This is a genomic window from Pseudomonas sp. FFUP_PS_473, assembly GCF_002858665.1.
In the GTDB taxonomy this organism is placed as follows: domain Bacteria; phylum Pseudomonadota; class Gammaproteobacteria; order Pseudomonadales; family Pseudomonadaceae; genus Aquipseudomonas; species Aquipseudomonas defluvii.
In genome coordinates this window covers 60153-81165 of record NZ_PJQQ01000020.1, presented here as the reverse complement: position 1 = coordinate 81165, position 21013 = coordinate 60153, and the positions used below count along the sequence as shown (strand labels likewise).

The following is a 21013-nucleotide window of genomic DNA, read 5'->3' as shown; positions in this document are numbered from 1 at the left end:
GGCCTCTACCTCTGGAGCCTTATGCCACGCTGCTTTTGGTGTACCGACGATCCACTTTATCAGGCCTATCACGACCAGGAGTGGGGTGTTCCGCTGCTAGATCCCGGCCGGTTGTTTGAAATGCTGCTGCTTGAAGGCTTTCAGGCAGGGCTTTCGTGGATCACCGTATTGAAGAAGCGAGAGCGTTACCGGCAGGTACTGTTTGGCTTCGATCCACAGCGACTGGCACAGATGAGTGACGACGAAATCGAGGAGCGCCTGCTTGATCCGGGCATCATTCGCAACCGTCTGAAGCTTAATGCCGCCCGGCGCAATGCCCGGGCCTGGCTTGAACTTGAAAACCCGGCCGACTGGCTCTGGTCGTTCGTCGGCGGTGAGCCGAAGATCAATCATTTCAGCCAGCGCAGTGAGGTGCCCGCAGTGACTGTCGAGGCCCAGGCCATGAGCAAGGCACTGCAGAAAGCCGGGTTCACCTTTGTCGGGCCCACCATCTGTTACGCCTTCATGCAGGCCACGGGCATGGTCATGGATCACACCATCAATTGTGATCGCTACGCCGCCTTGCTGCGCTGAGGGGTACAATGCCCGGCTTGCAGAAGGAGGAACCTGCCTGTGGATAAATTCAAGGGCGCCTTGATGGTCGGGGTGCTGCGGTTGTTTGCCAAGCTGCCATGGGGCGCAGTGCAACGGGTCGGCGCGGCAATCGGCTGGATCATGTGGAAGCTGCCGAACAGCTCGCGCAATGTCGTGCGCATCAACCTGGCCAAGTGTTTTCCGGAGATGGACGCCGCCGAGCGCGAGCGGCTGGTAGGCCGCACGCTGATGGACATCGGCAAGTCGTTCACCGAGAGCGCCTGTGCCTGGATCTGGCCAGCCAAGCGCTCGCTTGCGCTGGTGCGTGAGGTCGAAGGGCTTGAGGTGCTGGAAAAAGCCCTGGCGTCGGGCAAGGGGGTCGTCGGTATCACCAGCCACCTGGGCAACTGGGAAGTGCTCAACCACTTCTACTGCAGCCAGTGCAAACCGATCATTTTCTACCGTCCGCCCAAACTCAAGGCGGTCGATGACCTGCTGCGTGAACAGCGTGTACAGCTGGGTAACCGTGTCGCGGCGTCGACCAAGGAAGGCATCCTCAGCATCATCAAGGAAGTGCGCAAGGGCGGTCAGGTGGGGATTCCCGCCGACCCTGAGCCAGCTGAATCGGCAGGCATCTTCGTACCGTTTTTCGCCACCCAGGCGCTGACCAGCAAGTTCGTGCCGAACATGCTGGCCGGTGGCAAAGCCGTAGGGGTGTTCCTGCATGCGCTGCGCCTGCCGGACGGTTCCGGTTTCAAGGTCATCCTCGAGGCAGCGCCTGAGGCCATGTACAGCGAAGACACTGAAACCTCGGCTGCGGCGATGAGCCAGGTGATCGAGCGTTATGTGCGGGCCTACCCGAGCCAGTACATGTGGAGCATGAAGCGCTTCAAGAAGCGCCCGGCAGGCGAATCACGCTGGTATTGAGGTTGCGTCACTGGCAAGGTCGGCCCCTGCAGGCGCCGGCCTTGCACGCGACAAGTACGCCTCAGTGTTGCGCTTTGTCGAGCTTTTTCAGAAACACCGTCATCTCTTTTTCCGCCTGCTTGTCGCCATGCGCCTTTGCTGCGTCCAGGCCTTGCTGCCAGGCCTGGCGTGCCGCTGTCAGGTCGCCCTGCGCCTGATGTGCCTTGCCCAGCAGCTTCCACGCCGCGGAATACTTCGGATCGAAATCCACACAGCGTTGCAGGTGTACAGCGGCTTCGGCAGCGTTGCCCTCATCCAGCCAGGATTTGCCCAGACCGAAGCGCAACAGGGCGTTATCCACACCCTTGGCGAGCATTTTTTCCAGTGATTCGCGCATCTGCCGTTCCTCTTAGAAGAAGCTCAAGCCAACGTGGAAGAGTTTCTCGACGTCACGGATGTACTTTTTATCCACAACAAAGAGGATCACCCGGTCACCGGCTTCGATCACGGTGTCGTCGTGGGCGATCAGCACTTCCTCGTCGCGGATGATCGCGCCGATGGTGGTGCCCGGTGGCAGTGCGATGTCTTCGATGGCCTTGCCGATGACCTTGCTCGATTTCGAGTCGCCATGAGCGATGGCCTCGATGGCCTCGGCCGCCCCTCGGCGCAGCGAGTGGACGCTGACGATGTCACCTCGACGTACGTGGGCCAGCAAGGTACCGATCGTCGCCAGTTGCGGGCTGATGGCGATGTCGATTTCTCCACCTTGCACCAGGTCGACATAGGCCGGGTTGTTGATGATGGTCATCACCTTGCGCGCACCAAGGCGCTTGGCCAGCAGCGAAGACATGATGTTGGCTTCGTCGTCGTTGGTCAGGGCCAGGAAAATGTCGGCTTCGGCGATATTCTCTTCGACCATCAGGTCGCGGTCCGAGGCGCTGCCTTGCAGGACCACTGTGCTGTCCAGAGTGTCGGACAGGTAGCGGCAGCGTGCCGGGTTCATTTCGATGATCTTGACCTGGTAGCGGCTTTCTATGGCCTCCGCCAGGCGCTCACCGATCTGCCCACCACCGGCGATGACCACCCGCTTGTTGGTTTCGTCGATACGCCGCAGCTCGCCCATCACGGCGCGGATGTGCGCCTTGGCGGCGATGAAGAACACTTCGTCGTCGGCCTCGATCACGGTGTCGCCCTGGGGCAGGATTGGCCGGTCACGGCGGAAGATCGCCGCGACGCGAGTATCCACATTCGGCATGTGCGCACGGATCTGGCGCAGTTGCTGGCCCACCAGCGGGCCACCGTAATAGGCCTTGACCGCCACCAGTTGGGCTTTGCCCTCGGCGAAGTCGATCACCTGCAAGGCACCCGGGTGTTCGATCAGGCGCTTGATGTAGTGGGTCACCACTTGTTCGGGGCTGATCAACACATCGACCGGAATGGCCTCGTTATTGAACAGGCCGGCACGGGTCAGGTAGGCCGACTCGCGTACCCGGGCGATTTTGGTCGGGGTATGGAACAGGGTGTAGGCGACCTGACAGGCGACCATGTTGGTCTCGTCACTGTTGGTCACCGCAACCAGCATGTCGGCATCGTCGGCACCGGCCTGACGCAGGACCGTCGGGAACGAACCCCGGCCCTGGACCGTGCGGATATCCAGGCGGTCGCCGAGGTCGCGCAGGCGATCACCATCGGTATCGACCACGGTGATGTCGTTGGCTTCGCTGGCCAGGTGTTCGGCCAGCGTACCGCCAACCTGCCCCGCACCCAGGATGATGATCTTCATCCACTACTCCCCTTCCATTGTCGTTATCCGCGAGCCGCGGCGATCTTGATCAGCTTGGCGTAATAGAAACCGTCGTGCCCACCCTCTTGCGCCAGCAGCTGGCGACCATGAGGTTGACGCAGCCCAGCGGCAGTCGCCAGGTCCAGCTCGCGGGCACCTGGCGTGCGGGCGAGGAAGGCGTCGATCACTTCCGTGTTTTCCGTTGGCAAACTCGAACAGGTGGCGTAGAGCAGGATCCCGCCGACCTCCAGGGTTGGCCACAGGGCATCGAGCAGTTCGCCCTGCAGGCTGGCCAGGGCCGGAATGTCCTCGGCCTGACGGGTCAGCTTGATGTCAGGGTGGCGGCGGATGACCCCGGTTGCCGAGCAGGGGGCGTCGAGCAGGATGCGTTGGAAGCCCTTGCCGTCCCACCAACTGGCGGTATCCCGTGCGTCGCAGGCGATCAACTGTGCGTCAAGGCCCAGACGGTCGAGGTTTTCCCGTACGCGCGTCAGGCGTTTGGCCTCCAGGTCAATGGCGACCACTTGTTGCAGCCCGGCCTCTGCTTCGAGCAGGTGACAGGTTTTTCCGCCCGGGGCGCAGCAAGCGTCCAGCACCCGTTGCCCTGGGGCCAGGTCCATCAGGTCGGCGGCCAGTTGCGCGGCTTCGTCCTGAACGCTGATCCAGCCTTGGTCGAAGCCAGGCAGGTTGCGCACGTCGCTGGCCTCGGCCAGAACGATGCCATCGCGGCTGTACTGGCACGGCGCGGCCTGAATACCGGCCTCGGCAAGCAACTGCAGGTAGGCGTCGCGGTTGTGATGACGACGATTCACCCGCAGGATCATCGGAGGGTGCGCGTTGTTGGCGGCGCAGATCGCTTCCCATTGCTCTGGCCAGAAGGCCTTGAGCGACTTCTGCAGCCAGCGCGGGTGGGCGGTACGCACCACCGGGTCGCGCTCCAATGCGCTCAGCAACTCATTGCCTTCACGCTGGGCCCGGCGCAGTACAGCGTTGAGCAGGGCCTTGGCCCAGGGCTTTTTCAGTTTGTCGGCACAGCCAACGGTCTCGCCGATGGCCGCATGCGCGGGGGTACGGGTGTAGAGCAGTTGATACAGACCGACCAGCAACAATGCCTGTACATCGGCATCGGCACTCTTGAAGGGCTTTTGCAGCAACTGTTCGGCCAGCGCCGACAAGCGCGGCTGCCAGCGGGCAGTACCGAAGGCCAGGTCCTGGGTCAGGCCGCGATCACGCGCCTCGACTTTATCCAGTTGTGCCGGGAGCGAGCTGTTCAACGAAGCCTTGCCGCTGAGAACGGCGGCCAGGGCGCGGGCAGCGGCCAGACGCGGGTTCATTGGCCCAGCACCGTGCCGACGGCGAATTTCTCGCGACGGCTGTTGAACAGGTCGCTGAAGTTCAGCGCTTTGCCCCCGGGCAACTGCAGACGGGTCAGGCACAGCGCCTGATCAGCACAGGCGACCACCAGGCCGTCCTTGCTCGCGCTGATGATCTCGCCGGGTTGACCATGGCCTTCAGCCAGGGTTGCCGCGAGCACTTTCACGGCTTCGCCGCTCAGGGTGCTGTGGCACACGGGCCAGGGGTTGAAGGCACGGATCAGGCGCTCCAGCTCAACCGCAGGCCGGTTCCAGTCCAGGCGCGCTTCGTCCTTGTTCAGCTTGTGCGCATAGGTGGCCAGTGCATCGTCCTGCACTTCGCCCTGTAGCGTGCCGTCGGCGAGGCCGGCAATGGCTTGCAGGACGGCGGGCGGGCCCATTTCGGCGAGGCGGTCGTGCAGGCTGCCACCGGTATCGGTGGCACTGATCGGCGTGCTGACCTTGAGCAGCATCGGCCCGGTGTCCAGGCCTGCCTCCATGCGCATGACGGTCACGCCGCTTTCTGGGTCGCCTGCTTCCACGGCCCGCTGGATCGGCGCCGCACCGCGCCAGCGCGGCAGCAAGGAGGCGTGGCTGTTGATGCAACCCAGGCGCGGAATATCCAGCACGATCTGCGGCAGGATCAAACCGTACGCCACCACCACCATCAGGTCCGGTTGCAGCGCGGCCAGTTCGGCCTGGGCGTCGGCATCGCGCAGGGTCGGCGGTTGCAACACAGGGATACCGTGCTGCGCGGCCAATTGTTTGACCGGGCTGGGCATCAGTTTTTGTCCGCGCCCGGCGGGGCGGTCCGGCTGGGTGTAGACCGCGACGATGTCGTAGGGGCTGTCGAGCAGGGCTTTGAGGTGTTCGGCGGCAAACTCAGGAGTGCCCGCGAAGACGATGCGCATGGAGTTCTCGCTTAAAAAAGAAAAAGGCTTGCCGGAGCAAGCCTTCTGGATGAGGGGATCAAGCTTGCTGGCGGTGAAGTTTTTCCAGTTTTTTCTTGATCCGGTCGCGTTTCAGGGTCGACAGGTAATCGACGAACAGCTTGCCGTTGAGGTGATCGCACTCATGTTGAATGCACACGGCCAGGAGGTCTTCGGCGATCAGTTCAAACGGTTGGCCATCACGGTCCAGGGCCTTGACCCGGACGCGCAGTGGGCGGTCGACGTTCTCGTAGAAGCCCGGCACCGACAAACAGCCTTCCTGATACTGGCCCATGTCGTCGGTGAGCATTTCCAGCTCGGGGTTGATGAACACCCGTGGTTCGCTGCGGTCTTCGCTCAGGTCCATGACCACGATGCGCTTGTGCACGTTGACCTGGGTTGCGGCCAAGCCGATACCCGGCGCTTCGTACATGGTTTCAAACATGTCGTCGACCAGCTGGCGTACGGCGTCGTCAACTTCCACTACCGGTTTGGCGATGGTGCGAAGACGCGGGTCAGGGAATTCGAGGATGTTCAGAATGGCCATAAGCGTATGAGCTGCACTGTGCGAAGTAATACAAACATGAATGCACATAATAAAGGGATTCGACGCGTTCGGCACCTGTGAAAAGGTCAGCTAACGTTTAGCAGCCACCCCCATGCATCGGCCCGGTGAGCGGAGCGGTGTTGACTGACGCACATGTTGTCAATCGATTATCAACAGAGTTATCCACAGCTTGTTGTTGGCTTCGCCGGGCCTCTGAATCAAGGATGATCAGATGATGTGCAATGATTTTTCGACCTGCCCACCCGCCGAACTGGAGGCGCGGCTGCGCTTGCATCGGCTGCCGGAGCTCGGGCCTCGGCGTTTCCGTAAACTGATCGAAGCCTTCGGTAGTGCTTCGGCAGCGCTCAGCGCACCGGCTGCCGCCTGGCGTCCGCTGGGCGTGCCAGCCACCGCAGTGGAGGCGCGGCGCAGCCCAGAGATCCGTGATGGTGCGGCGGCCGCAATGGCCTGGCTAGAGCGCCCAGGCCAGCATTTGCTGATGTGGGACGCCGCCACCTACCCGGCCTTGCTGGCCGAACTGGACGATGCCCCGCCGCTGCTGTTCGTGGCCGGTGACCCGGCCATTCTGGAGAAACCACAGTTGGCCATCGTCGGCAGTCGGCGTGCATCGCCCCCCGCCCTGGCGACAGCGGCGGCGTTTTCCCGCTGCCTGGCACAGGCCGGTTTTGTCGTCACCAGTGGTTTGGCGGCGGGCATTGATGGTGTGGCTCACCAGGCCGCGCTGGACGTCGGTGGACAGACAATCGGGGTGGTCGGAACCGGGCTGCAAAAATGTTATCCACAGCGCCATCGGGCGCTGGCAGCGGCAATGGCGGAGCGCGGCAGCGCGGTGGTGTCAGAGTTTCCGCTGGACGCCGGACCCGTCGCCGGAAATTTCCCCCGGCGCAACCGCATCATCAGCGGCTTGTCGCTGGGTGTGCTGGTGGTTGAGGCCAGCCTGGCCAGTGGTTCGTTGATCACAGCGCGCCTGGCGGCCGAGCAAGGGCGAGAGGTCTACGCCATCCCGGGGTCTATCCATCATCCGGGCGCCAAGGGCTGCCATCAATTGATCCGCGATGGCGCGCTGCTGGTCGAGCGGATTGAGCACATACTGGAAACCCTGAGTGGGTGGCAGAACCTGCCGGTGACCCAGCCAGTGTTGCAGGTACCCTCCAACCCGTTGCTGGTGCTGCTCCTGGCCGCGCCGCAAAGCAGCGAAAGCCTGGCGCACACTAGTGGTTGGCCGTTGTCGCGTGTCTTGGCGGCACTGACCGAGCTTGAGCTGGCCGGGCAGGTTTGTAATGAAGCAGGCCGTTGGTTTGCTCGGCCGGGCTAAGTACACTGCTCGTCAGCCTTTTAGCGGAGTGACAGCAATGGTGAGCAATTGGCGCGTGCAACAAGCTGCACGCGAGATTCGGGCGGGTGCGGTGATTGCCTATCCCACCGAAGCCGTCTGGGGTCTGGGCTGTGATCCCTGGAACGAGGAAGCGGTTGATCGGTTACTGGCGATCAAGTCGCGTTCGGTAGACAAGGGGTTGATCCTGATCGCCGACAATATTCGCCAGTTCGATTTTCTGTTCGAGGATTTTCCGGAAACCTGGCTCGACCGCATGGGCAGTACCTGGCCGGGGCCGAACACCTGGTTGGTGCCGCATCAGGGAATGCTCCCGGAGTGGATCACCGGCATGCACGACACTGTCGCCCTGCGTGTCAGCGATCACCCGGTGGTGCGTGACCTGTGTGCGCTGGTCGGGCCGCTGGTGTCGACTTCGGCCAACCCTCAGGGGCGGCCTGCAGCCCGCACGCGGCTGCGGGTTGAGCAGTACTTCCATGGCCAGTTGGATCTGGTTCTTGGTGGTGCCTTGGGCGGTCGCAAGAACCCGAGTGTGATTCGCGACCTGATGACCGGCGATGTTGTCCGACCGGGCTGAGGAGCGCTAAACCGCCCTTGCCAGCGATTCGCGCGCCGTGCAGGAACAGGCACGGCGCTGCGGTTATCGCCGGCAAGGCGGGTGCCTACCGGGTGGGTGTCAAGGCAACAGCACCGTGGACCCCACTGTCCGGCGTGCCGACAGCTCGGTTTGGGCCTTGGCCGCTTCGCTCAACGGGTAGCGTTGCTGGATATCTACCGTCAGTTTGCCACTGGCGATCATCCCGAACAGTTCATCGGCCATTGCTTGCGTGTTGGCTGGGGTGTTGGCGTAGCCTGCCAGCGTTGGTCGGGTGACATACAGCGAGCCTTTCTGCGCCAGAATGCCCAGGTTCACGCCGCTGACCGCCCCGGAGGCATTACCGAAGCTGACCATCAGGCCACGGGGGGCCAGGCAGTCGAGAGACGTCAGCCAGGTATCCTGACCAACGCCGTCATAAACCACCGGGCATTTCTTGCCATCGGTCAGCTCCAGAACCCGTTGCACGACGTCTTCATGGCTGTAGTCGATGGTCGCCCAGGCACCCAGCGCCTTGGCCCGTTCGGCTTTTTCCGCCGAGCTAACGGTACCGATCAGCTTGACCCCAAGGGCCTTGGCCCATTGGCAGGCGAGCGAGCCGACACCGCCGGCGGCGGCGTGGAACAGAATGGTCTGGCCCGGTTGCACGGCATAGGTCTGGCGTAGCAGGTACTGCACGGTCAGGCCCTTGAGCATCACGGCCGCAGCCTGCTCAAAGCTGATGGCGTCTGGCAGTTTCACCAGGTTGGCTGCTGGCAGCACATGCACCTCGCTGTAGGCGCCCAGCGGGCCGACAGCATAGGCCACGCGGTCGCCGACCGTGAAATGCTCGACACCCTCGCCAACGGCTTCAACCACGCCCGCCCCTTCCGTGCCCAGGCCCGAAGGCAGTGAGGGCGGTGCATAGAGGCCGCTGCGGAAGTAGGTATCGATGAAGTTCAGGCCAACGGCCTGGTTGCGCACGCTGACCTGCTGTGGCCCGGGTGCCTGTGGCTCGTAATCGACCCACTGCAGGACCTCTGGACCTCCATGCTGGCTGAACTGGATACGCTTGGCCATCTGCTCTCTCCTGTATTGATCCTGGGGAAAGCTGCTATCGGACTCCGTTGCTTGATCGCCGTCAACTGCGGCAGGCCCATGGCCGGTGGTATGCTACGCGCCGAATTTGCCTTAGCCCGTTTCCAGGTGACCTGATGACTAGCCGCACCGAGGCCGTGAAAGCCTACCTGCTTGACCTGCAAGACCGGATTTGCACTGCCCTTGAGAACGAAGACGGCGGTACACGGTTCGTCGAGGACAGCTGGACGCGTGAAGCGGGCGGTGGCGGGCGAACCCGGGTCATCAGCGATGGCAAGGTGATCGAGAAAGGTGGGGTGAACTTCTCCCACGTGTTCGGCAGCGGTTTGCCGCCTTCGGCCAGTGCCCATCGGCCAGAGCTGGCGGGGCGTGGCTTTGAAGCGCTGGGTGTGTCGCTGGTGATCCACCCGCACAACCCGCATGTACCGACTTCTCACGCCAATGTGCGCTTTTTCATCGCCGAGAAAGAAGGCGAGGAAGCGGTCTGGTGGTTCGGTGGTGGTTTTGACCTGACGCCGTACTACGCCAACGAAGAAGATTGCGTGCATTGGCACCGGGTCGCCGAGCAAGCCTGCGCGCCGTTTGGCGCTGACGTTTACCCGCGTTACAAAGCCTGGTGTGATCGCTATTTCCACCTCAAGCATCGTAATGAGCCTCGCGGCATCGGCGGCCTGTTCTTCGACGACCTGAATGCATGGGACTTCGACACCTGCTTCGCCTTCATGCGGGCTATCGGCGATGCCTACGTCGAGGCTTATCTGCCCATCGTGCAGCGCCGCAAGGCTCAGCCATACACGGCACAGCAGCGTGAATTCCAGGAGTTCCGCCGTGGCCGTTATGTGGAGTTCAACCTGGTCTATGACCGTGGCACCCTGTTCGGCCTGCAGTCGGGTGGGCGTACCGAGTCGATCCTGATGTCACTGCCGCCGCAGGTTCGCTGGGGCTACGACTGGAAGCCTGAACCTGGCAGCGAGGAAGCGCGCTTGACCGAGTACTTCCTGCAGGATCGCGACTGGCTTGGCGAGGCTGCCAAAGCTGGTCATTGAGCCGCGTTGTGGATAACTCGCAGTGGATAACTTGCCCGAGCCTCGGGCCTGACTCAGGAATCGCGTGAATGGACCAGTATGTCGTCTTCGGCAACCCGATTGGCCACAGCAAGTCGCCTTTGATCCACCGGCTGTTTGCCGACCAGACCGGCGAGCACTTGGAATACAGCACCTTGCTTGCGCCGCTGGACGACTTCAGTAACTGTGCTCTGGGCTTCTTCAAGCAGGGGCGTGGGGCCAATGTCACCGTGCCGTTCAAGGAAGAAGCCTTCCGAATGGTCGATAGCCTGACCCCGCGGGCACGCCGGGCTGGTGCGGTGAACACCTTGAGCAAACTGGCTGATGACAGCCTGCAGGGTGACAACACCGACGGTGCCGGGCTGGTCCGTGACCTGACCGTGAATGCCGGTGTACAACTGACGGGCAAGCGCATTTTGCTGCTCGGCGCCGGTGGCGCCGTGCGTGGTGTGCTGGAACCGTTGTTGGCGCACAACCCGGCGTCGCTGGTGATTGCCAACCGTACGGTGGAAAAGGCCGAACAACTGGCGCGTGAGTTCGCTGACCTGGGCCCGGTGGCTGCCAGTGGGTTTACTTGGCTGAAAGAGCCGGTCGACCTGATAATCAATGCCACCTCGGCCAGCCTGGCCGGTGAGGTTCCGCCGATTGATGCCAGCCTGATCCAGCCGGGGCATACCGTGTGCTACGACATGATGTACGGCAAGGAACCGACCCCGTTCTGCCGCTGGGCCAGCGAACAGGGCGCGGCGCAGGTGCTGGACGGCTTGGGTATGCTCGTTGAGCAGGCCGCCGAAGCGTTTTTCATCTGGCGTGGTGTGCACCCTGATACTGCGCCTGTCCTCGATGAGTTGCGCCGCCAGCTGGCGCGCGGCTAATCCTCGAAACGAATGGGGCAGTGCGCTGCCCCTTCCAGCTTGTACAACTCTTCAACCACTTGCGGTCGCGCGCGACGCAGGGTCAGGCTGCCGCCCTGCCGACGCAGGCGGCGGGCTTCGCGGTGCAGCATCTCCACTCCGGAATAGTCGATGAAGTTGATCTGTCGGGCATCGATCACCACCCTCGGGCCTTGGCAGCGTTGCAGGCGCACCTGCAGGTAATGGCTGGCGCCGAAGAAAATCGACCCGCCGACCCGCAGGATATCCACATCACCTTCCCGGCTGTGCTGGACACTAGGCTGCGATGTGCGCTTGAGGTAGAAGAACAGCGATACCAGTACGCCGGCATAGATAGCGGTCTGCAACTCCAGCAGCAGCGTGGCGGCGCAGGTCACTGCCATCACCAGGAATTCCGCCCGGCTGACGCGGAACAGCGCCCGAATCGCTCGGTGGTCAATCAACCCCCAGCAAATCAGCAGAATACTGCCGGCCATGGCCGGTAGCGGAATGTGGGCGATCAGCGTGGCACCGGTCACGGCGAACAGCGCGACCCACAGCGCGGAAAACACCCCGGCCAACGGCGAGCGGGCACCTGCTTCCAGGCTCAATCCCGAGCGGGTGAAAGAGCCTGAGGACAGGTAACCGGAGAAGAACGCCCCGCCCATGTTCGACAGGCCCTGAGCACGGATTTCCTGATTGACGTCGATCAGTTGCTCCGAGCGTGCTGACAAGGCACGGGCAATCGACAGGCTCGTCACCAGGCCGAGCATCCCCACCGCCACGGCACCGGGCAGCAGCCGCAGCAGCAGTTCCAGGTCCCATAGCGGCAGTGGGCTTATGGGCGGTAGTTGGCCGACGAAACCCTGTACCCGCGCCACATGCGCGAAGACGGAAGGCCACAACGCGCACAGCAGGCTGGCGCTGGTCAGGCTGATCAGCAGGCCCGGCCAGCGCGGTCGCAGCTGCCTCAGGGCAATGCCCAGCAGCAGCGTACCCAGGCCTAGGGCGAGTGAACGCAGGTCGGCGTTTTTTGCATGTTCAAGCAGGCCCTGCAGGGCTTTCAAGGCCGTTGTCTGGCTGGGCAGGTCCAGCCCCAGAAGACTTGGCAGTTGCCCCAAGGCAATGACCACGGCGGCACCGATGGTAAAGCCGAGTACCACAGGCAGGGAGACAAAATTGACCAGCGCACCGAACCTGAGCATGCCCAGCAACCACTGAAACACGCCGGCGAGGAACGTCAGTAGCAGGATAAGCGTGATGTAATCGCTGCTGCCCGCACTGGCCAAAGGGTTGACACTGGCATACAGCACGACCGATATCGCCGCGGTGGGCCCACAGATCAGGTGCCAGGATGAACCCCACAGGCACGCAATAAGTACGGGTACGATGGCTGCGTACAGGCCGTACTCGGCGGGCAGTCCAGCGATCAGGGCATACGCAATGGATTGCGGCAGGGCGAGGATTGCCCCGCTCAGGCCCACGTGCAGGTCGCGACCGACGCTGGCACGGGTCTGCCGAGGTAGCCAGGAAAGAAAAGGCAGGAGTGTGTGGCGGTCGGGCCAGGCCATGGGGTTCTCGGTCGGCTGAGCAGTACACAGGGTGCGATTTCCTGCGCGGTGGTGCAAGCCGTCCCTGAGCGGGCGGGTTATAGTTGTGAACGTTCTTTGGGGTCAGGAGCTCGTGTGCAAAGAATCAAGGGCTATCACGCCCATGTCTATTACGATGCCAGCACCATGGCGCAGGCCCGGGCGCTGTGCGAGGAAGCTTCGCAGCTGTTTCCGGTGACGATGGGGCGGATGCATCAGCAACCGGTGGGGCCGCACCCGGACTGGAGTTGCCAGTTGGCGTTTGGTCCGGAAGTGGTTGGCGTAGTGCTGCCTTGGCTAGCGTTGTACCGCAACGGGCTGGTGGTGTTCCTGCACCCGCTGACTGGTGACGAATTGGCCGATCATCGTGATCACGGGATCTGGATGGGCGCGGTGCGACCGCTCGACCTGTCGATCTTCAGCCAAGCCTAAGGTGTCGCAAGCAAGCTCCCCACACAAGGTGCAGGAGCAGGCTTGCCTGCGATTGAGACTTAGGCCTTGCGCGCTGCCCGCACACCTTCGGCCAGTGCCGAGCACAGCTCCAGCACATCGCCTACGGCTTGTTCAGCGCTGGTTGCGTGGGCAATCTTGTCTACCAGTGCCGAGCCTACCACTACGCCGTCTGCGAGACGGGCAATGGCCGCCGCCTGCTCCGGTGTGCGGATACCGAAGCCAACGCTGATTGGCAGGTCGGTATGCCGACGCAGGCGCTCGATGGCGCTGCTGACCTGATCGGTGGTGGCAGAGCCGGCACCGGTCACACCGGCAACCGAGACGTAGTAGACAAAGCCCGAGCTGCGCTCGAGCACGCGTGGCAAACGCGCATCGTCGGTTGTCGGAGTGGTCAGGCGAATGAAGTCGATCCCGGCGGTTTGGGCCGGGGTCGCCAGTTCGGCATCATGCTCTGGCGGCAGGTCAACGATGATCAGGCCATCGACGCCGGCTTCCTTGGCGTCTGCGACGAAGGCTTCGACACCAAAACGGTGGATCGGGTTGTAGTAGCCCATCAGGACGATGGGCGTGGTGCTGTCGTCGACACGGAACTCGCGCACCATCTGCAGGGTTTTCGCCAGGGTCTGACCGGCGTCCAGGGCACGCAGGGTGGCCAGCTGGATCGCCACACCATCGGCCATCGGGTCGGTGAAGGGCATGCCCAGTTCGATCACGTCGGCGCCAGCGGCGGGCAGGCCCTTGAGGATCGCCAGCGAGGCATCGTAGCCCGGGTCGCCTGCGGTGACGAATGTGACCAGTGCCGCACGGCCTTCGGCCTTGAGCGTGGCAAAACGTTGTTCAAGACGGCTCATGCCTGCTTCTCCTGCTGTGCGGTCGCGGCCATATGGCTCATTACGGTTTGCATGTCTTTGTCGCCGCGCCCGGACAGGCACACCACCATCAGGTGATCCTTGGGCAGGGTCGGCGCGCGTTTGATCGCTTCAGCCAGGGCGTGGGCGGTCTCCAGCGCCGGGATGATGCCTTCCAGGCGGCAGGTGGTGTGGAACGCCGCCAGGGCTTCGTCATCGGTGATGCTGACGTACTCGACACGCTTCACTTCGTGCAGGTAAGCGTGTTCCGGACCGATGCCCGGGTAGTCGAGGCCCGCAGAAATCGAGTGGGCGTCGGTGATCTGGCCGTCCGCGTCCTGCAGCAGGTAGGTACGGTTACCGTGCAATACGCCCGGTACACCACCGTTGAGGCTGGCCGCGTGTTTGTCGGTGTCGACGCCATGGCCACCGGCTTCGACGCCGATGATCTGTACGCTGGCGTCATCGAGGAAGTCGTGGAACAGGCCCATGGCGTTCGAGCCACCGCCAACACAGGCGATCAGGCTGTCTGGCAGGCGACCTTCCTTGGCGTTCATCTGTTCACGGGTTTCCTTGCCGATGATCGACTGGAAGTCACGGACCATGGCGGGATACGGGTGCGGACCTGCAACAGTACCAATCAGGTAGAAGGTCTCATCAACGTTGGTCACCCAGTCACGCAGGGCTTCGTTCATCGCGTCCTTGAGCGTACCGGTACCGGCAGTGACCGGGACGATCTCGGCGCCCAGCAGCTTCATGCGGAACACGTTGGCTTGCTGGCGCTCGATGTCGGTGGCGCCCATGTAGATCACGCAAGGCAGGCCAAAGCGTGCCGCTACGGTGGCGGTGGCCACGCCGTGCATGCCGGCGCCGGTTTCAGCGATCAGGCGCTTTTTGCCCATGCGCTTGGCCAGCAGTACCTGGCCGATGCAGTTGTTGATCTTGTGCGCGCCGGTGTGGTTGAGCTCTTCGCGCTTGAAGTAGATCTTCGCGCCGCCGCAGTGCTCGGTCAGGCGTTCTGCGAAGTACAGCGGGTTCGGGCGACCGATGTAATCGCGTTGGAAGTAGGCCAGTTCTTCGATGAACGCCGGGTCGGCCTTGGCAGCTTCATATTCTTTGGCCAGGTCAAGCACCAGTGGCATCAGGGTTTCAGCGACGTAACGGCCGCCGAAATCGCCAAACAGGCCGTTGGCATCAGGGCCGCTGCGGTAGTGGGTCTGGGTCATGAGTCGCTCCAAGGCGTTATCTAGACTGGGATTGGCTCTACTCTAACCACGACACACGCATCTGAAAACCGATAAGATCGCCATAACCTGTCAGGAAAACTCACAAATCAAATGGCCCACGACTTGCCTCCGTTGAACGCCTTGCGGGCGTTCGAAGCGACCGCCCGGCTGAACAGCGTCAGCCAGGCTGCCAAGCAGCTGCACGTTACCCATGGCGCGGTTAGCCGTCAGCTCAAGGTGTTGGAGGAGCACTTGGGGGTGAGCCTGTTCGTCAAGGATGGGCGTGGCATTAAACTCACAGATGCTGGGGTGCGGCTACGGGATGCCAGTAGCGATGCGTTCGAGCGCCTGCGTGTGGTGTGCGCCGAATTAAGCCGCGACAGTGCCGAGGCGCCCTTCGTTCTGGGCTGTTCGGGCAGCCTGTTGGCGCGTTGGTTCATACCGCGGTTGGGCCGCTTGAAGGCCGACCTGCCGGAATTGCGGCTGCACCTGTCTGCGGGCGAAGGTGACCTTGATCCGCGTCGCCCGGGCCTGGATGCCCTTCTGGTGTTCGCGGAACCGCCATGGCCAGCCGACATGCAGGTACATGTGTTGGCCGAGGAGCGTATCGGCCCGGTGCTTAGCCCGCATTGCAGCGGCTTTGCGCGTTTGCAGCAGGCGCCGGCCAGCGCCTTGTTGGGTGAAGCGTTGCTGCAAACCACCTCGCGCCCACAGGCGTGGCCCAGTTGGGCTCGGCAACAGGGGCTCGACCCGCAGGCGTTGAGGTATGGGCAGGACTTCGAGCACCTGTATTACTTGCTGGAGGCGGCTGTCGCGGGCCTTGGCGTTGCCATTGCGCCACAACCCCTGGTAGCCGATGACCTGCGTGCCGGGCGTCTGGCTGCGCCGTGGGGCTTTTGTCAGACCCAGGCCGCGTTGGTGCTATGGGTGCCACGCCGCGCCGCCGATGGGCGTGCCGAACAGCTTGCCGGTTGGCTGCGTGCTGAACTGGCACAGCAGGTCGTGTGATAGCCGGGCCTGTTCGGCAGGTAAATCCGTGTGGCGCTGCTAGGCTCTGGAGTCAGGCTCGTCAGGAGAAACGCCATGTCCGATCATCACACCTACAAGAAAATAGAGCTTGTCGGCTCATCCCCCAACAGCATCGAAGAGGCCATCAACAATGCGCTAGCCGAGGCTGGCAAGAGTATTCAGCACCTGGAGTGGTTCGAGGTGGTCGACACCCGTGGACATATCAAGGACAACAAGGCCGCGCACTTTCAGGTGACCCTCAAGGTGGGCTTTCGGATTGCCAACAGTTGATGCGTCCTGATGCCACAGTGCTGGCTTGAACGCGCAGCTTGGGGTACATAGGTAAAGATGCCGGGCAGCGTCCGGTACCCGTTTCTTTTTGATCTGAACAAGGAATGCGATCGATGAAGAAGGTGGTGATGGCTTTCGGTTTGATGATGCTCGCCGGAACGGCGTTGGCAGCCGGCAAACCGTGCGAAGCGTTGAAAAGCGAGATCGACGCGAAGCTCAAGGCGAAAGGTGTTTCCGGTTATTCGCTGGAGATCGTTGCCAAAGGCGCCGCTGCGGGTGGAAACGTCGTAGGTACCTGCGAGGGCGGTACCAAGGAAATCGTCTACAAACGCGGTTAAGCCAGTAAGCGTCGGCTCCCGCGGTTTATACCTGCGCAGGAGCCGACGTTGCCACGCGAATGTCTGGATACCGTTATCGGTCGCCCAGCACCGTCTGCGCCAACAACTCGTAAGACCGTATCCGGTCAGCATGCTCATACAGGTCGCAGGTGAAGATCAGCTCATCGGCCTGGGTCTGCTCCAGCAATACCTCCAGTTTGGCGCGGATTTTCTCCGGCCCACCGACCATTGCCAGCCCAAGGAAACTGCCCACCGCTTCGCGCTCGTGGGGCAACCAGAGGCCGTCCATTGACGCTACCGGTGGGCGTTGCATCAGGCTTTGCCCGCGCATCAACGCCAGGATGCGCTGGTACACCGAGGTGGCCAGGTAGTCGGCCTGCTCGTCGGTATCGGCGGCGACCAGCGGTACGCCGAGCATCACGTAAGGTTTGTCGAGCACCGCAGAGGGCTGGAAATGGTTGCGATACACGCGAATCGCCTCGTGCATGTAGCGGGGGGCGAAATGCGAGGCGAAGGCGTAGGGCAAGCCACGCTGACCGGCGAGCTGGGCGCTGAACAGGCTTGATCCGAGCAGCCAGATCGGCACCTCGGTGCCATAGCCAGGCACGGCGATCACTTTTTGATCAGCCGTACGTGGGCCCAGGTAGCGCACCAGTTCGGCGACATCCTCTGGGAAGTCGTCGGCACTGCCGGAGCGCTCACGGCGCAGGGCACGGGCGGTCAGTTGATCGGAGCCTGGCGCACGCCCCAGGCCCAGGTCGATCCGGCCTGGATAGAGGCTGGCCAGGGTGCCGAACTGTTCGGCAATCACCAGTGGCGCGTGGTTTGGCAGCATGACGCCACCGGCACCGACGCGGATCGTCGAGGTGCCTCCCGCCAGGTAACTGAGCAGTACCGCCGTGGCCGAACTGGCAATGCCGTCCATATTGTGGTGTTCGGCGACCCAAAAGCGGTTATAGCCGAATCTCTCGACATTACGCGCAAGATCGAGGGAGTTTCTCAGGGCTTGTGCCGGGCCACCGTCCTGACGTACTGGCACCAGGTCGAGTGTGGAAATCTTGATATCGGCAAGTCGCTTCATGGGCTGTTGGGGCTCCTGGGCAGTCGTTTGGCCGGCGTCGAGCGACGACCCTGCTGGCTCTGTATGGGCATATTCCAGAGATTCAATGCCCGCCTATGAAATCGAGCTGAACTTGCTTGCCGTATCGGCCTCTGAAAGCAGACAAGGCGCGAACCTTCGTGCCACCACCCAGGAGTAGTCCCATGATTCGTTTTGCATTTACCGTACTGGGCATGCTGATGGCATCGGCAGTACTGGCTGCGCCTAAGCCTTGTGAGGAACTCAAGGCCGAAATCGAGGCCAAGATCCAGGCGCGTGGCGTCACCTCCTATACCCTGGAAATCGTCCCCAATAACGAAGTCCACGACCAGAACATGGTGGTGGGTAGCTGCGATGGCGGAACCCGAAAGATCATTTACCAGAAGAATGATCGCTAGGTCTCAAGGAATGCAGTGCACGTCTCGCTCCTCCGCGAGTATCTTGCGGTCGGCGTCGTACAGCCACGCATTGGGGGTCATGCTCAGTGCGCGGGCTTCCAGGCGGTAACGTTGGCCTGCTTGAAAATTATCGTAGCGAACGGTGAGGTAGCAGGTTCTTTCGACCGGTTCGCTGGTGAAACCGCCGGCATAAACCTCGTAGTCGAAGCGCACGATCAACTCGTGGGGCCCTGGCGTTACTTGGAAGTAGCGACCATCGTTCAGGCGCGTGCCGTCCAGACGATCAGCCATGACCAGTCGGCCAGGGGTAATGGTGTAGAGGTCGACCCAGGCCTGCTTGGTATCGATGGGGGGCAAGGGATTGCTGCAGGCGGCCAAGGTACTGACGGTGAGCAACATCAGCGGCTGGCGCATGATGGTCTCCAATGGCAGGTTTCAAAGTTCAAGCATAGCGCCATTAGGCACTTCAGGTGCGTTGACAGCCTGCCGGTAGCCCCTTGCCAACCACCCGACGTTGCTCATCATAGAGTTTCACCCAGGGGTTCAAGCCGGTACTCCCCGCCTTTAGCTGGTAGCGCTGACCGGCATTGAAGTCCTTGTATTTCACATTCAGCTGGCAATCGCGCCACAGCGGCTCGCTGACCGGGCCGATGTTACCGGGCGCGACCGGGAACTGATAACGCACCGTCAGCTCATGGCTGCCGGGGGAGACTTCAAAGTAGCGTTTGTCGGTCCAGCTACGCTCGTCCACTTCTACCGCATGCAGTGACTCGTCTGGATGGGGTGTCAGGTCGATCCAGGCCTGGTTGGGGTCGGGTGCGGGAAGGCCTGCGCAACCGGACAGAATCAGCAGGCTGCAGGCAACAAACATCGTACGCATGGCAAAACTCCGGGTTGGCAGGATAGTCTTGGGGCGACAAGGACTTGAGCGGGACGCCTGGCGTCATGATTCGACTGATTTTTTTGCTGCGCTCAGGTCTCCGGGTACTCGACCGCAGCAGCCGACTGTTGGTTCCCCTGTCAGCGCTTTTGCTGCTCAGCGGTTGTTCCAGCCTCGGCTACTACAGCCAGTTGGCCAGCGGCCAGTGGCACCTGCTGCAAGCCCGCGAGCCTGTGGCCGAGATCATCGCCGACCCCGCGCGCGATGCGACCTTGCGCAAGCATCTGGCGCAGGCAGAGCAGGCCCGGGCCTTCGCCAGTACGCAACTGAAGCTGCCGGACAACCGCAGTTATCGGGTGTACGCCGATATCGGTCGGCCGTTTGTGGTGTGGAACGTGTTCGCAACCCCCGAGTTTGACCTCGAACCCCTCACCCATTGTTTTCCTGTTGCCGGTTGTGTGGCCTATCGCGGCTACTACAGCCAGAGCGCGGCGCGCGGTGCAGCAGCACTGGCCCGGCAGCAAGGGCAGGATGTCTACATTGGCGGCGTACAAGCCTATTCGACACTGGGCTGGTTCGATGACCCTATCCTCAGTTCGATGATGGGTTGGGGGGATGAGCGTTTGGCCACGTTGATCTTTCATGAACTGGCCCACCAGCGCGTGTATGTGAAGGATGACACCGAGTTCAACGAATCCTTTGCCACCTTCGTCGAGCAGGAAGGCACGCGCCAATGGCGCAAGGCGCGCAACCTGCCACCGCTGCAGGACAGTGCCAGCCAACAGCGCGACCAGTTCACGGGCCTGGTGTTGGCCAGTCGTGAGCGTTTGAAGGCACTGTACGCCGCACCACTGGCAGTACCGGCCAAACGTGCGGCGAAAGCGGCCGAATTCGAGCGCTTGCGTCGGGAGTACCGGGCATTGCGCGATACTGCGTGGGGCGGTGTTGGCCGGTTTGATGCCTGGGTTGAATCACCGCTGAACAACGCCAAGCTGTTGCCCTTCGGCCTGTATGACCAGTGGGTGCCGGCGTTTGCCGCGTTGTTCAAGCAGGTGAATGGCGATTGGACGGCCTTTTACGCCGCTGCGGAGGCGTGGGGGCGGTTGCCGCCAGTGCAACGCAAGCAGGCGCTGGTGAATGCCCTGCACTGACGGACACGGCCTTGCCATCTGCGCGCGTTACAGAAAGGCTCGATGCAGTTCGCTCAGCGTGGCGAAGTGGTAGGCCGGTTGTTCGGCGTTGAGCTCCTCGAAGCTGCCAAAGCCATACCCCACGGCTGCTGCGTCCAGGCCGTTGCGACGGGCGCCGATCAGGTCGTGTTTGCGGTCACCGATCATCAGGGTTTGCGCCGGCTCCAGTTGCTCTTGCTCAAGCAGGTGGGCGATCAGTTCGATCTTGTCGGTGCGGGTGCCGTCCAGTTCACTGCCGTAGATCACCTTGAAGTGGCGATCGAACTCGAAGTGCCTGGCGATTTCGCGGGCGTATACCCAAGGCTTTGAGGTCGCGATGTACAGCGTCCTGCCCTGCCCTTCCAGCGCCTGCAACAGTTCGCCCACACCCTCGAAGACGCGGTTCTCGTAAAGCCCGGTGACTTTAAAACGCTCGCGGTAGAAATTCACCGCATCCCAGGCGCGCGCTTCGTCAAAGTCATAGAACTGCATGAAGGCCTGCAGCAATGGCGGGCCGATGAAGTGCTCCAGGCGGCTCAAGTCGGGTTCGTCGATGCCCAGTTTGCTCAACGCATACTGGATCGAGCGGGTGATGCCTTCGCGCGGATCGGTCAGGGTGCCGTCCAGGTCGAAGAGAATGTTCTGATAGTGCATGGCAATCT

Annotated in this window: 25 protein-coding genes; 12 read left to right on the top strand and 13 right to left on the bottom strand. The window is 62.3% G+C overall.

Translation table 11 applies throughout. From position 1 onward, the window contains the following. The first annotated feature begins 21 nt into the window (after positions 1–21). Positions 22–573: a DNA-3-methyladenine glycosylase I gene (locus CYD26_RS15335; RefSeq protein WP_102053009.1), complete on the top strand. Its 552-nt coding sequence runs from the start codon at positions 22–24 to the stop codon at positions 571–573. A gap of 39 nt (positions 574–612) precedes the next feature. Beyond that, positions 613–1500, top strand: coding sequence for a lysophospholipid acyltransferase (locus CYD26_RS15330; RefSeq protein ID WP_065759109.1), 888 nt, complete (start codon positions 613–615; stop codon positions 1498–1500). A 61-nt stretch (positions 1501–1561) separates the two neighbouring features. Here CYD26_RS15330 and CYD26_RS15325 read toward each other — a convergent pair whose 3' ends face one another. From CYD26_RS15325 to def, 5 genes are read right to left on the bottom strand one after another with little or no spacing between them, the layout of a single operon-like run. Continuing rightward, the gene (locus tag CYD26_RS15325) at positions 1562–1876 is read right to left on the bottom strand and encodes a tetratricopeptide repeat protein (protein ID WP_102053008.1); all 315 of its coding nucleotides are present in this window, start codon (positions 1874–1876) and stop codon (positions 1562–1564) included. A gap of 12 nt (positions 1877–1888) precedes the next feature. After that, positions 1889–3262, bottom strand: a complete 1374-nt coding sequence (gene trkA, locus CYD26_RS15320; protein ID WP_065759107.1) for a Trk system potassium transporter TrkA — start codon at positions 3260–3262, stop codon at positions 1889–1891. A 23-nt stretch (positions 3263–3285) separates the two neighbouring features. Then, positions 3286–4596 (bottom strand): 16S rRNA (cytosine(967)-C(5))-methyltransferase RsmB, encoded by a 1311-nt coding sequence (rsmB, locus tag CYD26_RS15315; RefSeq protein ID WP_102053007.1) that lies wholly within the window; start codon positions 4594–4596, stop codon positions 3286–3288. After that, entirely contained in the window at positions 4593–5525 is a 933-nt protein-coding gene (gene fmt, locus CYD26_RS15310; protein ID WP_102053006.1) for a methionyl-tRNA formyltransferase, read from the bottom strand. The genes rsmB and fmt overlap by 4 nt, the downstream gene beginning before the upstream one ends. A gap of 58 nt (positions 5526–5583) precedes the next feature. Then, positions 5584–6090 (bottom strand): peptide deformylase, encoded by a 507-nt coding sequence (gene def, locus CYD26_RS15305; protein WP_102053005.1) that lies wholly within the window; start codon positions 6088–6090, stop codon positions 5584–5586. Positions 6091–6322: 232 nt separating this feature from the next. Between def and dprA the strand changes: the two genes are divergently transcribed. Then, complete coding sequence (gene dprA / locus CYD26_RS15300; RefSeq protein ID WP_102053004.1) at positions 6323–7426, top strand: DNA-processing protein DprA; 1104 nt, start codon at positions 6323–6325, stop codon at positions 7424–7426. A 37-nt stretch (positions 7427–7463) separates the two neighbouring features. Then, entirely contained in the window at positions 7464–8021 is a 558-nt protein-coding gene (locus tag CYD26_RS15295) for an L-threonylcarbamoyladenylate synthase (protein ID WP_065759102.1), read from the top strand. 99 nt (positions 8022–8120) lie between these two features. On the opposite strand, the gene CYD26_RS15290 is transcribed toward CYD26_RS15295, so the two are convergent. Next, positions 8121–9098: an NADPH:quinone reductase gene (locus tag CYD26_RS15290; RefSeq protein WP_102053003.1), complete on the bottom strand. Its 978-nt coding sequence runs from the start codon at positions 9096–9098 to the stop codon at positions 8121–8123. A 134-nt stretch (positions 9099–9232) separates the two neighbouring features. On the opposite strand from CYD26_RS15290, the gene hemF reads away from it, so the two are divergent. Together hemF and aroE are read left to right on the top strand one after the other, a co-directional pair. Then, positions 9233–10162: an oxygen-dependent coproporphyrinogen oxidase gene (gene hemF / locus CYD26_RS15285; protein WP_065759100.1), complete on the top strand. Its 930-nt coding sequence runs from the start codon at positions 9233–9235 to the stop codon at positions 10160–10162. A 68-nt stretch (positions 10163–10230) separates the two neighbouring features. Continuing rightward, positions 10231–11055 carry a shikimate dehydrogenase gene (gene aroE, locus CYD26_RS15280; RefSeq protein ID WP_065759099.1) on the top strand — a complete coding sequence of 275 codons (825 nt, stop codon included), beginning with the start codon at positions 10231–10233 and terminating at the stop codon, positions 11053–11055. Here aroE and CYD26_RS15275 read toward each other — a convergent pair. Beyond that, positions 11052–12623, bottom strand: a complete 1572-nt coding sequence (locus CYD26_RS15275) for a SulP family inorganic anion transporter (protein WP_102053002.1) — start codon at positions 12621–12623, stop codon at positions 11052–11054. The genes aroE and CYD26_RS15275 overlap by 4 nt on opposite strands. A 114-nt stretch (positions 12624–12737) precedes the next feature. On the opposite strand from CYD26_RS15275, the gene CYD26_RS15270 reads away from it, so the two are divergent. Further along, positions 12738–13073, top strand: a complete 336-nt coding sequence (locus CYD26_RS15270; protein ID WP_065759097.1) for a DOPA 4,5-dioxygenase family protein — start codon at positions 12738–12740, stop codon at positions 13071–13073. Between the two features lie 59 nt (positions 13074–13132). On the opposite strand, the gene trpA is transcribed toward CYD26_RS15270, so the two are convergent. Together trpA and trpB are read right to left on the bottom strand one after the other, a co-directional pair. Then, positions 13133–13945 carry a tryptophan synthase subunit alpha gene (trpA, locus tag CYD26_RS15265; RefSeq protein WP_099773228.1) on the bottom strand — a complete coding sequence of 271 codons (813 nt, stop codon included), beginning with the start codon at positions 13943–13945 and terminating at the stop codon, positions 13133–13135. Beyond that, positions 13942–15168 carry a tryptophan synthase subunit beta gene (gene trpB / locus CYD26_RS15260; RefSeq protein ID WP_065759095.1) on the bottom strand — a complete coding sequence of 409 codons (1227 nt, stop codon included), beginning with the start codon at positions 15166–15168 and terminating at the stop codon, positions 13942–13944. The genes trpA and trpB overlap by 4 nt, the downstream gene beginning before the upstream one ends. 111 nt (positions 15169–15279) lie before the next feature. Here trpB and CYD26_RS15255 point away from each other — a divergent pair, with 111 nt between their 5' ends. The 3 genes from CYD26_RS15255 to CYD26_RS15245 all read left to right on the top strand — a co-directional run bounded on the left by CYD26_RS15255 (position 15280) and on the right by CYD26_RS15245 (position 16805). After that, positions 15280–16176 (top strand): LysR family transcriptional regulator, encoded by an 897-nt coding sequence (locus CYD26_RS15255; protein WP_102053001.1) that lies wholly within the window; start codon positions 15280–15282, stop codon positions 16174–16176. 75 nt (positions 16177–16251) lie between these two features. Further along, the gene (locus tag CYD26_RS15250) at positions 16252–16467 is read left to right on the top strand and encodes a dodecin (protein WP_065759093.1); all 216 of its coding nucleotides are present in this window, start codon (positions 16252–16254) and stop codon (positions 16465–16467) included. A 113-nt stretch (positions 16468–16580) separates the two neighbouring features. Beyond that, positions 16581–16805 carry a DUF1161 domain-containing protein gene (locus tag CYD26_RS15245; RefSeq protein WP_102053000.1) on the top strand — a complete coding sequence of 75 codons (225 nt, stop codon included), beginning with the start codon at positions 16581–16583 and terminating at the stop codon, positions 16803–16805. A 73-nt stretch (positions 16806–16878) separates the two neighbouring features. On the opposite strand, the gene CYD26_RS15240 is transcribed toward CYD26_RS15245, so the two are convergent. After that, positions 16879–17886 carry an LLM class flavin-dependent oxidoreductase gene (locus CYD26_RS15240; RefSeq protein WP_102052999.1) on the bottom strand — a complete coding sequence of 336 codons (1008 nt, stop codon included), beginning with the start codon at positions 17884–17886 and terminating at the stop codon, positions 16879–16881. Between the two features lie 182 nt (positions 17887–18068). Between CYD26_RS15240 and CYD26_RS15235 the strand changes: the two genes are divergently transcribed. Further along, positions 18069–18302, top strand: coding sequence for a DUF1161 domain-containing protein (locus tag CYD26_RS15235; RefSeq protein WP_065759090.1), 234 nt, complete (start codon positions 18069–18071; stop codon positions 18300–18302). A gap of 3 nt (positions 18303–18305) precedes the next feature. Here CYD26_RS15235 and CYD26_RS15230 read toward each other — a convergent pair whose 3' ends face one another. Continuing rightward, the gene (locus tag CYD26_RS15230) at positions 18306–18716 is read right to left on the bottom strand and encodes a hypothetical protein (protein WP_102052998.1); all 411 of its coding nucleotides are present in this window, start codon (positions 18714–18716) and stop codon (positions 18306–18308) included. A gap of 52 nt (positions 18717–18768) precedes the next feature. Continuing rightward, positions 18769–19182, bottom strand: a complete 414-nt coding sequence (locus CYD26_RS15225) for a hypothetical protein (RefSeq protein WP_102052997.1) — start codon at positions 19180–19182, stop codon at positions 18769–18771. A 65-nt stretch (positions 19183–19247) separates the two neighbouring features. Here CYD26_RS15225 and CYD26_RS15220 point away from each other — a divergent pair, with 65 nt between their 5' ends. Next, positions 19248–20333, top strand: coding sequence for an aminopeptidase (locus CYD26_RS15220; RefSeq protein WP_178081713.1), 1086 nt, complete (start codon positions 19248–19250; stop codon positions 20331–20333). 27 nt (positions 20334–20360) lie between these two features. Here the strand turns inward: CYD26_RS15220 and CYD26_RS15215 are convergent, their stop codons facing one another. Further along, positions 20361–21005 carry an HAD family hydrolase gene (locus CYD26_RS15215; protein WP_065759087.1) on the bottom strand — a complete coding sequence of 215 codons (645 nt, stop codon included), beginning with the start codon at positions 21003–21005 and terminating at the stop codon, positions 20361–20363. Positions 21006–21013: the final 8 nt, after the last annotated feature.